Source organism: Alteromonas naphthalenivorans (assembly GCF_000213655.1).
Taxonomy (GTDB): Bacteria; Pseudomonadota; Gammaproteobacteria; order Enterobacterales; family Alteromonadaceae; genus Alteromonas; species Alteromonas naphthalenivorans.
Genome location: NC_015554.1, coordinates 2,094,327 through 2,107,790, shown reverse-complemented (window position 1 = coordinate 2,107,790; position 13,464 = coordinate 2,094,327). Strand labels below are relative to the sequence as shown.

At 41.9% G+C, this 13,464-nt stretch carries 15 protein-coding genes; 7 read left to right on the top strand and 8 right to left on the bottom strand.

Going from position 1 to position 13,464, the window contains the following annotated elements:
* Positions 1-77 precede the first annotated feature (77 nt).
* Positions 78-2,189, top strand: coding sequence for a polyribonucleotide nucleotidyltransferase (gene pnp / locus AMBT_RS09185; protein WP_013784342.1), 2,112 nt, complete (start codon positions 78-80; stop codon positions 2,187-2,189).
* Between the two features lie 133 nt (positions 2,190-2,322).
* Positions 2,323-2,616: a DUF1244 domain-containing protein gene (locus tag AMBT_RS09180; RefSeq protein WP_013784341.1), complete on the top strand. Its 294-nt coding sequence runs from the start codon at positions 2,323-2,325 to the stop codon at positions 2,614-2,616.
* A 149-nt stretch (positions 2,617-2,765) separates the two neighbouring features.
* Here AMBT_RS09180 and AMBT_RS09175 read toward each other — a convergent pair whose 3' ends face one another.
* The 3 genes from AMBT_RS09175 to AMBT_RS09165 are packed head-to-tail and all read right to left on the bottom strand — an operon-like array spanning position 2,766 to position 5,150.
* A complete protein-coding gene (locus tag AMBT_RS09175) occupies positions 2,766-4,196 on the bottom strand; it encodes an ATP-binding cassette domain-containing protein (protein WP_013784340.1) in 1,431 nt (476 codons plus the stop codon).
* A gap of 16 nt (positions 4,197-4,212) precedes the next feature.
* The gene (locus tag AMBT_RS09170) at positions 4,213-4,719 is read right to left on the bottom strand and encodes a GNAT family N-acetyltransferase (protein WP_013784339.1); all 507 of its coding nucleotides are present in this window, start codon (positions 4,717-4,719) and stop codon (positions 4,213-4,215) included.
* Positions 4,720-4,748: 29 nt separating this feature from the next.
* Positions 4,749-5,150 carry a DUF4870 domain-containing protein gene (locus AMBT_RS09165; RefSeq protein WP_013784338.1) on the bottom strand — a complete coding sequence of 134 codons (402 nt, stop codon included), beginning with the start codon at positions 5,148-5,150 and terminating at the stop codon, positions 4,749-4,751.
* Between the two features lie 167 nt (positions 5,151-5,317).
* On the opposite strand from AMBT_RS09165, the gene AMBT_RS09160 reads away from it, so the two are divergent.
* From AMBT_RS09160 to AMBT_RS09150, 3 genes are all read left to right on the top strand, one after another.
* The gene (locus AMBT_RS09160) at positions 5,318-5,536 is read left to right on the top strand and encodes a VF530 family protein (protein ID WP_013784337.1); all 219 of its coding nucleotides are present in this window, start codon (positions 5,318-5,320) and stop codon (positions 5,534-5,536) included.
* Between the two features lie 74 nt (positions 5,537-5,610).
* Complete coding sequence (locus tag AMBT_RS09155; protein WP_013784336.1) at positions 5,611-6,084, top strand: LabA-like NYN domain-containing protein; 474 nt, start codon at positions 5,611-5,613, stop codon at positions 6,082-6,084.
* A gap of 132 nt (positions 6,085-6,216) precedes the next feature.
* Positions 6,217-6,876, top strand: a complete 660-nt coding sequence (locus AMBT_RS09150) for a YoaK family protein (protein ID WP_013784335.1) — start codon at positions 6,217-6,219, stop codon at positions 6,874-6,876.
* Positions 6,877-6,950: 74 nt separating this feature from the next.
* On the opposite strand, the gene AMBT_RS09145 is transcribed toward AMBT_RS09150, so the two are convergent.
* Complete coding sequence (locus AMBT_RS09145; RefSeq protein WP_013784334.1) at positions 6,951-7,730, bottom strand: hypothetical protein; 780 nt, start codon at positions 7,728-7,730, stop codon at positions 6,951-6,953.
* Between the two features lie 186 nt (positions 7,731-7,916).
* On the opposite strand from AMBT_RS09145, the gene AMBT_RS09140 reads away from it, so the two are divergent.
* Positions 7,917-8,966, top strand: coding sequence for a DUF4350 domain-containing protein (locus AMBT_RS09140; protein WP_041452535.1), 1,050 nt, complete (start codon positions 7,917-7,919; stop codon positions 8,964-8,966).
* Between the two features lie 79 nt (positions 8,967-9,045).
* Here AMBT_RS09140 and AMBT_RS09135 read toward each other — a convergent pair whose 3' ends face one another.
* The 4 genes from AMBT_RS09135 to AMBT_RS09120 form a co-directional block, all read right to left on the bottom strand.
* On the bottom strand, positions 9,046-10,074 hold the full coding sequence (locus tag AMBT_RS09135; RefSeq protein ID WP_013784332.1) for a methionine synthase: 1,029 nt from the start codon (positions 10,072-10,074) through the stop codon (positions 9,046-9,048).
* A 25-nt stretch (positions 10,075-10,099) separates the two neighbouring features.
* Positions 10,100-11,077 carry a DUF1852 domain-containing protein gene (locus tag AMBT_RS09130; protein ID WP_013784331.1) on the bottom strand — a complete coding sequence of 326 codons (978 nt, stop codon included), beginning with the start codon at positions 11,075-11,077 and terminating at the stop codon, positions 10,100-10,102.
* A 540-nt stretch (positions 11,078-11,617) separates the two neighbouring features.
* A complete protein-coding gene (locus AMBT_RS09125; RefSeq protein ID WP_232363209.1) occupies positions 11,618-12,052 on the bottom strand; it encodes a YchJ family metal-binding protein in 435 nt (144 codons plus the stop codon).
* Between the two features lie 185 nt (positions 12,053-12,237).
* On the bottom strand, positions 12,238-12,666 hold the full coding sequence (locus AMBT_RS09120) for a hypothetical protein (RefSeq protein ID WP_041452892.1): 429 nt from the start codon (positions 12,664-12,666) through the stop codon (positions 12,238-12,240).
* 356 nt (positions 12,667-13,022) lie between these two features.
* Here AMBT_RS09120 and AMBT_RS09115 point away from each other — a divergent pair, with 356 nt between their 5' ends.
* Positions 13,023-13,457 carry a YqaA family protein gene (locus AMBT_RS09115; protein WP_232363208.1) on the top strand — a complete coding sequence of 145 codons (435 nt, stop codon included), beginning with the start codon at positions 13,023-13,025 and terminating at the stop codon, positions 13,455-13,457.
* The last annotated feature ends 7 nt before the right edge of the window (positions 13,458-13,464 follow it).

The following is a 13,464-nucleotide window of genomic DNA, read 5'->3' as shown; positions in this document are numbered from 1 at the left end:
GTATTAGCGTTAGTTCATCGCTATACTATGCACCGCGATTATAAGCGATAAATAAGATTGAAATTAAAGGACAAATAGTGACTCCTATTACTAAATCATTTCAGTATGGACAGCATACTGTAACACTAGAAACGGGCGTTATCGCTCGTCAGGCCACAGCAGCCGTCATGGCAAGTATGGATGACACCGCTGTATTAGTTACCGTTGTAGGTAAGAAAGAAGCGAAAGCAGATCAAGATTTCTTTCCATTAACAGTAAACTATCAAGAAAAAACATATGCTGCGGGTAAAATCCCTGGTGGTTTCTTCAAGCGCGAAGGTCGTCCTTCTGAAGGCGAAACCCTTACAGCGCGTTTGATAGACCGTCCAATCCGTCCATTATTCCCTGAAGGGTTTAAAAACGAAGTACAAGTTGTTATCACGGTAATGTCTGCTAACCCAGATATCCCAACTGATATCATCTCAATGATTGGTACTTCTGCAGCACTAGCCATTTCTGGTATTCCATTTAATGGGCCAATTGGTGCGGCGCGCGTTGGTTACACTGACGGTGAGTACATTCTAAATACCCGTGTTGAAGAACAAGCTGACAGCGATCTAGATCTTGTTGTTGCTGGTACTGAAGGCGCGGTATTAATGGTTGAGTCAGAAGCTGATGTGCTTTCTGAAGACGTTATGCTTGGTGCAGTAATGTTCGGTCACGAGCAACTACAAACGGTAGTAACAGCAGTTAAAGAATTTGCTGCTAACGTTAGTATCGACAAGTGGGACTGGAAACCAGAAGCAGAAAACACAACCCTTAAAGATAAAGTGAAAGCATTAGCTGAAGCTGAAATGGTTGCTGCTTACCAAATCTCTGACAAGCTTGCGCGTAAAGACGCAGTTACTGCTGCAACTGAAAAAGCACGTGATGCTATCCTTGCTGAAGACGAGACCCAAGATAAGAAAGAAGTATCAAACCTTCTTCATGATCTTGAGTCTGACGTAGTGCGTTCACGCATCCTTGCTGGCGAGCCTCGTATCGACGGTCGTGATCCTAAGATGATTCGTGCACTAGACGTTGCAACGGGCATTTTACCACGTACTCACGGTTCTGCTGTTTTCACTCGTGGTGAAACTCAAGCAATCGTTGCTGCTACGCTAGGTACAGAACGTGATGCGCAGATGATTGACGAGCTTCAAGGCCGTCGTGACAGCCGCTTCATGCTTCATTATAACTTCCCTCCATACTGTGTTGGTGAAACCGGTATGATTGGTTCTCCTAAGCGTCGTGAAATTGGTCACGGTCGTTTGGCGAAGCGCGGTATTCAAGCAGTAATGCCAAGCGAAGAAGAATTCCCGTACGTAGTACGTATCGTTTCTGAAATTACAGAATCAAACGGTTCATCTTCAATGGCCTCTGTATGTGGTACTTCACTTGCGCTTATGGATGCAGGTGTACCAATTAAAGCTTCAGTTGCTGGTATTGCAATGGGTCTAGTGAAAAGCGACGAAAACTTCGTTGTACTTTCAGACATCCTTGGTGATGAAGATCACCTTGGTGACATGGACTTTAAAGTTGCTGGTACTACCGGTGGTATCACTGCATTGCAGATGGATATCAAAATTGAAGGTATTACTAAAGAAATCATGCAAATTGCCCTTAAACAGGCAAAAGAAGCACGTTTGCATATTCTTAATGTAATGGACGAAGCTATTGGCGGTCACCGCGAAGAGCTTAGCGAATTTGCTCCACGCATTTACACTGTTAAAGTCGATCAGGACAAGATCCGCGACGTTATCGGTAAAGGCGGCGCAATGATTCGTTCAATTACTGAAGAATCTGATACCAACATCGAAATCGAAGATGATGGTACTATCAAAATCTTCGCAACTGAGCGTGCGAAAGCCGATATTGCTATCAGCAAGATTGAGCAAGTTACCGCTGAAATCGAAGTGGGCAAAACTTACCACGGTAAGATTACCCGTATCGTAGATTTCGGTGCGTTTGTTGAAGTATTACCAGGTAAAGAAGGCCTAGTACATATTTCTCAAATCGCTCACGAGCGTGTTAACAAAGTAACTGACTACCTTACTGAAGGTGCGATGATTGACGTGAAAGTGATGGAAATTGACCGTCAAAACCGCGTACGTCTAAGCATTAAAGAGTTACTTGAAAAGCCTGCTCCTAAGTCTGACGACGCAGAGTAAGGTTTTTATTTGCTAGTTTGCTATAGCTTAGGCTTACGCCTAATCACTATGGCAAAAAGCAGATTTAAGACAAAGATAAAAAATTAGAAAAGGGAGCTTAGCTCCCTTTTTTGTTTTTAAAGAAAGGAGCAACATGGAAAAGCAAACGCAAACCGAAATTGAAGCGGCTGTGTTTCGACGTTTGGTCGATCATTTAGACGCGAACAAAGATGCACAAAATATCGACCTGATGATTCTGGCTGATTTCTGTCGCAACTGTCTTGCCAAGTGGTATTCGTCTGCTGCTGCAGAGCAAGGTGAAGACATCGATTACGATGCTGCTCGAGAAGTCGTGTACAAAATGCCGTATTCTGAGTGGAAAGAAAAGCACCAGCTACCGGCCAGTGATGAACAGCTAGAAAAACTAGCAGCACGTCAAAAGAAATAAACAATAAACCCAGCTAAAAGCTGGGTTTTTCATTGATAAACGTGTAAGTCGTTTTATGTAAGCCGAATCCACAAAAGCCTTATCCTCAACGCCATACTAAGAACGTTTCATGGAAATCGTTTCACGAGAATCGAATGCAGTAAAGATAACTATCCTTGGTAATCTCGCATATCAAGCATGTTTTCGATACCCTTAATCGCTTCATCGGCTATATGAGTAACATAAAGCAGGGTGGTGTGGTTCGAAGCTGCTAAACGTTTTATCAGTGCCAACACATTGGTGCGATTAATATCATCTAACCCATTGCAGGGTTCATCAAGTATTAACACCGCAGGGTGCTTCACCATGGCGCGCACAATAAGTAATAAACGCTGTTCACCAAAAGAAAGGCTGTTGAACGGTGTGTGTTTGTTATCGGTAAAGCCTATAACATCAAGCCACGCATCGGCAATCGCATTTTCAGCGTTGGTCGGCGTGGTATAAAGCCCGATGCTATCGTAGAAGCCAGACGTCACTACATTGTGAGCGCTGCAATTTACCCGGTACTGCATGTGCAGTGCGTTCGACATAATGCCAATGTGTTGTTTGATATCCCATATGCTTTCCCCTGACCCTCGCTTTATTCCAAATAAGGTTAAATCATTGGTGTAGCAGTGAGGGTTATCGCCTGTAATCATGGTAAGCAAGCAGGTTTTACCCGAACCATTGGGCCCAGATATTTGCCAATGCTGGCCGGGGTAAACCATAAAATCTAAATCTTTAAATACGGTATTGTCATCGTACTTAACAAACCCATTTCGAAGCGCAATTAAGGGCGCATCTTTGGCAAAGGTTTTAGACATTTCAGTGGTAGGTGGCAATGTGGGTTCAGCCGTGTTTAAGCTAAACCATGAAGATAGATGATTAATCAGCGCTTCAGGAGCCATTCTGTCGTCGCTAGACGATACTATTTTTAATGCCTCAACCAAGACTAATTTACATGCCATATTCGGCACGTCACGCACCGTGTTTGCGGTAATCACTAAGGTGGACTGAGTTTGTTGGCTTAAGAAGGTGTTGAAACGTACCCGTGCGTCTTTATCTAGCCCTTCAAAAGGTTCATCAATTAAAATTACGTCGGCATTGCTCACCCAGGCTAGTAACATCAGGATTTTACGTGTTTCACCAGTGGACAGTGAAAGAAAGGCCGTATTAAGTAAATGTTCAACCTGCAAGGCGGTTGATAAGGCTTCGTACGCGCTGTGTTGTTGATAATTAGCGTTTGCTTCGCTTAAAAGCTCGTGCACCAGGGTAGGCTCGGCCACAATATCGAGCAGATCCGCACTGTCTTTTTGTTTTTCTTCAAGAATAATCGCTTGCTGAACCGCTACGCTCACTTCAGCAACTGACACATTGCATGAGCGCGAACCCGCTAAAGGCTTGCCACGACCAGCTAATGCCGCCATAAGTAAAGATTTGCCTGCACGGTTTCGCCCAGCAATGAGTACATGCTCACCTTGATTAACGGTAAAAGTAAATGAAGGAGTGGTGAAGTTGTTTTCTAGTTTTACTTGATAGTTGTGTAGCGAAAGCGTGGTCAAAATGCAGACGTTTCAGTTAGCCAGTATTAAAGCATTTTGGCGGGGATAACGGGGATGTGTCAATGTTAACTAACGGTTTGGTCATAAAGTGGCTGTTGGGATCAAGCTGATAATTGCCAAAAGGCTCGCAATCCTTAAATCCGTTTTTGGCATATAGTTGCCGAGCAGCGTTGAAGTAGCCTTGCGTGCCCGTTTCTAAGCTTAGCGTTTGGTAACCATTTGCTATCGCGAATTCAATCACATAGGTGAGTAACTGTGTTGCTACGCCTTTATTACGAAAAGCTGCAACAGTTCGCATAGATTTCAATTCAGCTTCAGTGCTGCTTAATTTTCTTATAGCGACACAGCCAGCTAGAACATCACTTTGCCATGCGCTAAAGAACGTAATGTTAGGTAACTTTAACGCTGTAACATCCAAAGCATGCACGCTCTCTGGAGGAGACGTGGCATACATGTCTTTTAAGTGCTCTTCTAGCAGGGCGATAACATCGCCGCTGCTAAGGTCGTCATGTTTAATTTTCATATATAACGTTAATTGACCAACTTGAGTGGTTATTTAAGAAACGTAATACTCAGGGGGTAAACCCATAATTCGCCCTTGTTGGCTTTTATTGCTGCAACAATAGCAAAAATGAAGTTCAGTATGGCGAGTATTACTAAGCCGAACATACCAATAATAATTAACGTGAGCACGCCACAAATAAGTGAGTAAATGAACAAGCTAATCAACCAATTAACGGTGACCTTTCCATGCATATCAATATCTTGGTGCTTATCTTTATTCACAGCCCACATAACGATAGGCAGGATAAACCCTAAACCAGGCACTATAATACTGGTTAACTGGCTAAGGTGAATAAGCATGCAATAGGTGTTAAGTGGCATCCCCCAATACTCTTGAACGCTTCCGGTTTCATTACTAGCTTGATTACTGTTGTTCATATCATCGCTCATACAACTATCCTTGTTTAATTATGCTTATTTATATTTATTTGCGTTAAGGGCAGTTACTTCGAATTTTTCGAAGGGAATGCCAACATACTCTGTTAAAATAACAAAATCAACGTACTAGCGAGCTGATTAATCGCGATACGTATTTGTTTCTATTCGGAATTAGCATTATGAACCAACAGCAGCCAAATAATCCTCTTCACGGGCTTACCCTTGAAAAAATTCTTGTTCGTCTCGTTGAACATTATCAATGGGAAGGCTTGTACTCTGAAATTAGGGTGAATTGTTTTAACAACGACCCTTCTGTGAAATCTTCGCTTAAATTTTTGCGCAAAACTCAGTGGGCGAGAGACAAAGTAGAAGCGTTATATATTCGTACATTTAGCTAATCTACTCGTGTAATAGGCAAGCTTCCAAACAACATCAAAAAGGCTGAGCCTTCTAGCTATCAAAAGGACTAACCATGGATAACGTTGCGCTTTTCGTTGACGTGCAAAATATTTACTACACCACGCGACAAATTCATAAGTGCAATTTTGATTACAATCACTTTTGGCGCTTGGCTACCGAAGGTAGAAACGTGGTGAAAGCAGTGGCGTATGCTATTGAGCGAGGCGACACAAAACAGCGAGAGTTTCAAAATATACTCCGTGGTATTGGCTTTGAAGTGAAGTTAAAACCTTTCATTCAGCGAGCAGATGGTTCAGCGAAAGGCGATTGGGATGTGGGTATAACGATTGACGCTATGGAGTATGCTGATCTCGCTGACACTATTGTGTTTGCTACAGGAGATGGTGATTTCGATATATTGGCCAGTAAGCTTGTTGATAAAGGTAAAGAGGTGGAAGTGTACGGCGTTCAAGAACTCACTTCGGTTTCTCTTATAAAGGCTGCCAGCAAATATGTTCCTGTACAAGGTGACTTGTTACTGCGTTAGTCTATGTGGGTTAAGCTATGTCATTGTTGCTGATAAAAATTTATTTTGGCAGTTTTATTGATATCGGTCAGTTTGACTTTCTCTACTAGCGAGTACGCTAGCCTAATCTGAGTAGTAACACGACGAGGGATTATGATTTCTCAGCTTCCTAAGTGGGTAGAGTTCGGCGCATTTATCTTGGCGCTGGTGGCTGGGTATGTGAATGCGATTGGACTACTTGGGTTTGACCATCAATCTGTCTCGCATCTATCGGGTACTGCAACCCTGCTAGGTACTGGTGTTTACCAAGGGTCTCTGCAAAATGCATTTCATCTTGTAGGGGTTTTGCTTTCCTTTCTTGCAGGCGCTTCCATTGCTGGCTTCTTACTGCATGGTTTTACATTGAAACTTGGCCGGCATTACGATACTGCCCTTGTGATAGAAGCACTTTTATTGCTTATTGCGTTGGCGTTTTTGTATAACGAACAGTTTATTGGGCATTTTTTTGCCTCAGCGGCTTGCGGGCTTCAAAATGCGTTAGCTACAACCTATAGCGGCGCTATTATTCGCACCACTCACGTTACTGGTATTTTCACCGATTTAGGCATTATGCTTGGGGCCCTGTGCCGAGGGGAAAAGCTAGATACCAGAAAAGCCAAGCTATTCTTGTTAATTATTACCGGTTTCATTTTTGGTGGCACAGCGGGGGCAATTCTGTTTGGCATGTTTCAGTTCTTTTCGCTTATTGCGCCAGCTGGCGTATGCCTAGTGATAGCGATGATTTACAACGTCTATTTGCGAAAAGCGGTATAAGTGAAACATTGGCAAAGGTAAACACTAAACGAGGCCGCTGACATTAGCGGCCTTGTTTTGGTCTATTTTAAAGGTTATTTATGCGCTAGATGTGGCTTAACAGCACCATAATGGATACAAGCAAGTACTGGACATGCAAGTAACACAGACAAACCAAAGGTGTGTGGCGCAAAATAAATAACCAAGGTGTTTAGTGCAGCTAACATGGCGAAAGCACTAGGCTGTGCAGAAACAATCGAAAAGGTTGTTGCCATACTTTGTTTAAAAGTGCGTTTAGCTATTAACATTAGTGGTGCAACAAACAGAAATAGCATAATAAATGGCACTGCCGATGAGAATAGTAAACCTAACGTTTGGGCGCTTATATCAATAAGCTTTTGGAATAAAAGCAAATCTACGCCGCTACTACCAAGTAGTACCCAAGAGAACAAAAGCTGACTTAAAAACGGTAGCAAAAGGAGAGGGCTAATAAGTAGAAATTTTCCCCACGACGCATTGCTTATTGCAGAGAACGACCATACTTTCCCTTTTGTCGCCAAGTTATGAATGCATAGCCAAGTAGCGCCAATAACAGGCACCATTATCCATTTTGAAAGCATTATGGACATGGGTGCTGCTAGTAGGGGATCAGGTATTAGTTGCGCAGGTAATAGCTGTATAATACCTTCAATAATTAACGGGCTCAGCATAAGAACAAATAGTGAAAAAGGGGCTTGCTTAAATAATTGCCACCCTTGTTGAAGCCACGCCTTGTTATCTAAACGCCCTGTATTTTTCCCATAGGTATTGTTTTCGTATGTTTTGGGGGCTTGTAACGCTAACTCATTTTGATTGCCTGAAGTTTGTGCCGTCATCGTGATTCCCTATATATGCTTTGGTGATTATTAATTAACCTTCAAAGCTATAGTCACGGGCAAAAAATAAAAATTACAAAATGATTGGAAAATAATCTAATTAAAGTCGAAAATGCCTTTAACGCTATGAAATATTTGGCTTTATTTTATCTTTTTACTCTAGAAGTTATTCATAAGGACGTGTTAATGAAAGCGATGGCGAGAATAGCTATTCTTTTCAATGTACTTTTAGTGGTTTCGTGCACTGACAGCCCTCAGCAAGCAGACGCGACATTTGAACCCTACCAGCGAACAGCAACTTACACCTCAAATGCTAGCCCAGTGGTACTGGTTGATGAATCTCACCACAATTTTCTCACCATCAATAATCGCTTCAAACCCTTTGCTCAGGTGTTACTAAGCGACGGAGTCACGGTTGATTCAAACAAGGTAAGTTTCAGCCAACAGGCCCTTAAAAATGTGGATATTCTTGTTATCGCCAATGCCCTTGATAAAAAGCGAAGCAATTGGCAACCCCCTTTTAACCAAGCGCTGACTAATGATGAAGTATCTGTTGTTATTGAATGGGTACGAAATGGCGGCTCACTTTTTCTTATTGCCGATCACGCCCCTTTTCCGAAAGTCATAGAAAGCCTAGCAACAGCGTTGGGCTTCACTTTTACTAATGGCCACGTCAAAGCAACACTATTTAGCAAGGCCACGGGTACGCTGATTAGCCATGAAGTAACCTATGCACATGAAAATACTAAGCAAGATGATAATTCTAGCGCTAATGCTAATGCTAATTCTAATTCTGAAGCCAATCCAGAAGCCAAAACCCCAAACCATGTCGAACTTCCTGTATTTATGCAAGAAAGTCAAAATGGCGCATTCACATCAGTATTAAATAGTCAATTGCACGTAAAAGAAGTGATACAAGTTAAAACTTTCGGCGGCGCTGCCTTTTTACCACCAGAAGGGGCCACTTCACTGTTAACCCTTGGACCACGTACTGTATCTATTGAGCCAGAAGTTCCTTTTGAAATAACGTCAAGCACACGTCGAAGAGCCATTGAAGGGTGGAGTCAAGGTGCCTTGTTGAAATTGGGTAAGGGGCGGGTTGCAGTGTTTTCTGAAGGCATGATGTTTTCTTCTCAAATCGATACGCGTACAGGAGATAAACATGGTATGAGGTCGGTAGGAGCTGAACAAAACGAACGATTTTTATTTAACATTATTCATTGGCTAGCAGGTTAAACAGAGCTGACAAAAAAGTTGAGTGGCGCATAGATGCAAACTCAATGTCAGCTCTGTAATCGCTATCAGGACAGTAGCATTAACGCGTTAATTCTTGTCTAATGATTTCGGCACCTGCACTCAATGCGTTGAGTTTTCCGCGTGTTACATGTTGTGATAACGGCACCATGCCACAGTTAGTACAAGGGTATAGTTTATCAGCATCAACGAACTGTAAGGCCTTTCTTAGGGTATTAGCGACTTCTTCTGGTGTTTCAATAGCATTGGTGGCTACGTCTATAGCACCAACCATCACTTTTTTCCCACGAAGCAGCTCGATTAGTTCCATGGGAACCCGAGAATTTTGACACTCTAGCGAAATAAGGTCGATAGAGGACGATTGCAGTTTTGGAAAAATCTCTTCGTATTGTCTCCATTCATCACCTAATGACTTTTTCCAATCGGTGTTGGCTTTAATCCCATAGCCGTAGCAGATATGTACGGCAGTTTCACATTTTAACCCTTCAGCTGCGCGTTCAAGTGCCGCAATGCCCCAGTCATTCACCTCATCGAAAAATACATTAAAAGCAGGTTCATCAAACTGAATAATATCAACGCCTGCAGCTTCCAACTCTTTGGCTTCTTGGTTTAATATTTTCGCAAATTCCCAAGCAAGCTTTTCGCGACTTTTATAGTGGCTGTCGTAAAGGGTATCTACCATCGTCATGGGGCCGGGAAGTGCCCATTTAATTGGTTGGCTAGTTTGTTGACGTAAAAACTTGGCATCATCGACAAAAACGGCTTTTTGACGAGTAACCTCACCAACCACCATAGGCACACTGGCATCATATCTGTCACGGATTTTTACCGTTTTACGCTGCTGAAAATCAACACCGTTTAAATGTTCAATAAAGGTGGTAACAAAGTGTTGGCGAGTTTGTTCACCATCGCTAATGATATCAACGCCAGATTGTTGCTGATTGAGTAACGACAAGCGTAAGGCGTCTTGTTTGCCCTGAGTCAGTTCATCACCCTCTAATTTCCAAGGTGACCAAAGTGTTTCAGGTTGCGCTAGCCAAGACGGTTTAGGAAGGCTGCCGGCAATTGAAGTAGGTAATAATTTTTTCATAATATGTACTACACGTTTGAATGAGTTAAAGGGCGCAGTTTGCAGACCATTGTTGAAGAATATTGTGGTAAGGCTTGATGAAATTCTCTTCAACAAACTTACCTTGTTGAGCCGCTAAGTGATTGCGTTCTTCTCGGTCATATTCTATTTGTGTGAGTGAATGATCTTGGTGTTTTAAATTCGGCTGATACACTCTACCTGCGACCGCGTTTGCGTTATAAATCTCAGGGCGATAAATCTTTTGGAAGGTTTCCATGGTGCTAATCGTGCTTATCAATTCAAGATTGGTGTAATCGTTTAGCAAGTCACCAAAATGATAGAATGCCAAAGGGGCAACGCTATTAGGCGGCATGAAATAGCGAACCTGCAGTCCCATCTTTTGGAAATACTGCTCGGTTAACGAAGCGCTATTAGGCTGGTATTCAAAACCTAATACAGGGTGCTGATTTTCCGTTCTTTGGTAAGTTTTGTTTTCCGACACACTCAGGCAGATAACAGGTAACTTACTGAAACTTTCTTTGTAAACGTCTGAGTTCACGAATGCTTTAAACATCTTCCCGTGCAAATCACCAAAATCATTGGGAATGCTAAACTGGTCTCGGTCTTTATTATGCTCAGATAAGATCACGCTAAAGTCGTAGTCTCGTACATAAGACGAAAAGTTGTTCCCCACAATTCCTTCAATAGTCGTATTGGTTTTGCGATCAAGAATATTGGTTTTTAGTATTTCAATGGTAGGAAAGGTACAGCCGTTACCTTCAACATCAATATCAACCGAAATGATTTCAAGCTTTGCCGAATAACGATCGCCGCTAATATTGTCCCAATACGCTAGAGCATTAAAACGATTGTCTATCATCTGTAATGCGTTTCGAAGATTATCCTGGCGTCGTCTACCTCTAGCCAAGTTAGCAAAGTTAGTAGTGATGCGTGTGTTGTCAGATGGACGGTAGTTTTCATCAAAACAAACGCGCTTAAGCGAAAAAGTAAAAGTGTTATTCATGGTGATCTGACATTCCATTTGTGAACATAAACCCAAATTTTTAGCTCAGTTCAACTGTTCTGTATTTTCTAATTAAGCGCCTAGTAGCTAATTAAAAACGAATGCAATACGTTAGTTGTGTCGAGCAGAGAAGGTTTTATACGCAGATTAACTGATGAATAAAAATGATTTAATTTCATTAAATTATGAACTTTACTCATAATTGTCAGTTTTAAGTTTTAAGTTTTAATTTGAATAATGACAGCGCTGCCGTAAAAGCAATCTACTTGTGTGAAGGGATGTGAAAATTCAACACAATCAGTAAAAAGAATCAGTAAAAAGAATGAGCAAAAAGAATGAATAAAAAGAATAGAGGTAAATGCTTCAAAAGCCCGAAGCAGCAGACTTGTTTGCTTCGAACTTATTTGCTTCGAACTTATCTGCTTCGGGTTTTGAACATTTTGAATGACAGGGTAACTATTAGTTCGCCGGGTAAAAGCGTTTTGTATTAAAGGGGATAGGGGAATACAGCCACACAGCTAATGAAGCTTTACCGTGCTTTTACCGTGCTTTGGTTGCACAGCATTGCTTAAATTTTTTCCCGCTGCCACAAAGACAAGGTAAGTTACGGCCGTATTTTACTTTGCCGCAGTCATCATGGAGTATCCCGTCGTGATAGCACCATTTGCCATCTTCAACAATAAAGTTCGATGTCTCATGTAACTGATATAGGTTTATATTTTCAAAATAATAAGCCGTGAAATCTACCGTATCCGTTGCACCTTCATTAATTTGCATAATGTCCTCAGTAAGCCCTTCAGCTTGGGCAGTAAGAGGCACATTGTGGGTTTCACCCACTTCCAGTGCAAACCACGTAGCATTAGCTGCATTGGCAGTTAATTCATTAACACTTAATTCCGGTTGACGTACTTTTGTGTAGGTAGCCAGTACATAATCGAATTGCTTACTGGCATACGCAGAAAAACGAGAGCGCATTAACTGGGCAGCAGTTTGAGGTGTGGCATGCCCTTTTAAAAAAGGTTCACAGCATGCAGAAAAAGGTAAATTTGAACAGCAAAAACATCGCATAATTTTTTACAACCAAGTTAGCAGTGCACATATTGAATATATGTGCAGGTAAACGTGCACTCGGGCGCAATGCTAACGGTTAATTAAACGAATTACCATGGCCCTACTGCAAGGTTGCCTTCATTTAACGCTGAATCTACTCGCACATTTACCAAACATACAGAATAAAGTTCGCAAAGCTTTCTGATCATATCGCTGTCGGTAGGCTGCAAATCTAAATCAATATTTTCAACATACAGTGTTTTGCATTGGCCGCCGGTTATCAGTTTGCTTATCCATTCTGGCATTTTTTCCTTTTCAGGTTTTTGAATACGAATAGCGTGGTCGACTTCTTTTGAAAACGACACTGAATCGGCTAATAGATAATTCCAGCCCTTACTCGTGCCACCTTTTCCTTCACCTGGATAGCCTTCGAAAGGTAAGGGGAGCTGTACAACGTTAGAAATAGCGGTGCTTGAAACAGACTTATTGGTCACTGAGGTACGTAATGCCTGTAAACGTGCAATTGGAGAAGTGTTCATAGCGTTACCTTTTCGTAAGTTATTTTCAAACTGGTTATCTATACAGTGTGTATGTGTATACAGTAGTTTTAAGTTGAAAGGATTGCAAGCATTAAATTGTGTTTTTTTCACACAATGTTTATTTCTTAAATGCTTTTGAATGGTTATACCGATTTGAAGAGGGAAGTGCTTCGCGCGCAAACGCTGTAATATTAATGACTAGAGCGTACTGTCGCTAAAGGGGAAGCTTAGAGCCAAAGGGGTAAGCAAACTTAATGACTAAATTGGCGACTTAGGTACACTACAACCGCATAGAATTTCATTAGGTTAAACACGATGGCGTTAACCTAGTCACAAAAAATAAGGCATGATTTGCGGTGAGCAGTTTAATAACACTAGGGTATGTTGGTATGTTTGTTTCAGCGTTTCTTGCTGCCACAATATTACCCTTAAGTTCTGAACTGGTATTTACCACCTTGGCGCTAAACGGTTCATCTGCATTGGTGTTACTCGTTGTTGCATCTACAGGTAATGTATTGGGTTCAATCGTAAATTATGTTTTGGGCTTTCGCTTCGGCCAATTGGCAGCGACCAAGTTGCTGCGCGTTTCTCACGCCACCTTTATGTGGGCTGAAGTCATGTATAAAAAGTGGGGGAAATGGTCTTTACTGCTAGCCTGGGTGCCAATTATTGGTGACCCATTAACTCTGTTAGCAGGCACCTTACGTACGCGCTTTTGGTTTTTCTTACTGATTGTGGGAATAAGTAAAACTGCGCGGTATGCCGCGCTGTTGTTTTTTATCACTCACTAAATTTGCA

Coding starts and splice junctions, on each gene's coding strand:
- AMBT_RS09155 (WP_013784336.1), top strand. CDS start 5,611: ATGGATAACGTTGCGCTTTTCGTTGACGTGCAAAATATTTACTACACC.
- AMBT_RS09180 (WP_013784341.1), top strand. CDS start 2,323: ATGGAAAAGCAAACGCAAACCGAAATTGAAGCGGCTGTGTTTCGACGT.
- AMBT_RS09150 (WP_013784335.1), top strand. CDS start 6,217: ATGATTTCTCAGCTTCCTAAGTGGGTAGAGTTCGGCGCATTTATCTTG.
- AMBT_RS09135 (WP_013784332.1), bottom strand. CDS start 10,074: ATGAAAAAATTATTACCTACTTCAATTGCCGGCAGCCTTCCTAAACCG.
- AMBT_RS09170 (WP_013784339.1), bottom strand. CDS start 4,719: ATGAAAATTAAACATGACGACCTTAGCAGCGGCGATGTTATCGCCCTG.
- AMBT_RS09145 (WP_013784334.1), bottom strand. CDS start 7,730: ATGACGGCACAAACTTCAGGCAATCAAAATGAGTTAGCGTTACAAGCC.
- AMBT_RS09140 (WP_041452535.1), top strand. CDS start 7,917: ATGAAAGCGATGGCGAGAATAGCTATTCTTTTCAATGTACTTTTAGTG.
- AMBT_RS09120 (WP_041452892.1), bottom strand. CDS start 12,666: ATGAACACTTCTCCAATTGCACGTTTACAGGCATTACGTACCTCAGTG.
- AMBT_RS09160 (WP_013784337.1), top strand. CDS start 5,318: ATGAACCAACAGCAGCCAAATAATCCTCTTCACGGGCTTACCCTTGAA.
- AMBT_RS09125 (WP_232363209.1), bottom strand. CDS start 12,052: ATGCGCTCTCGTTTTTCTGCGTATGCCAGTAAGCAATTCGATTATGTA.
- AMBT_RS09165 (WP_013784338.1), bottom strand. CDS start 5,150: ATGAGCGATGATATGAACAACAGTAATCAAGCTAGTAATGAAACCGGA.
- AMBT_RS09130 (WP_013784331.1), bottom strand. CDS start 11,077: ATGAATAACACTTTTACTTTTTCGCTTAAGCGCGTTTGTTTTGATGAA.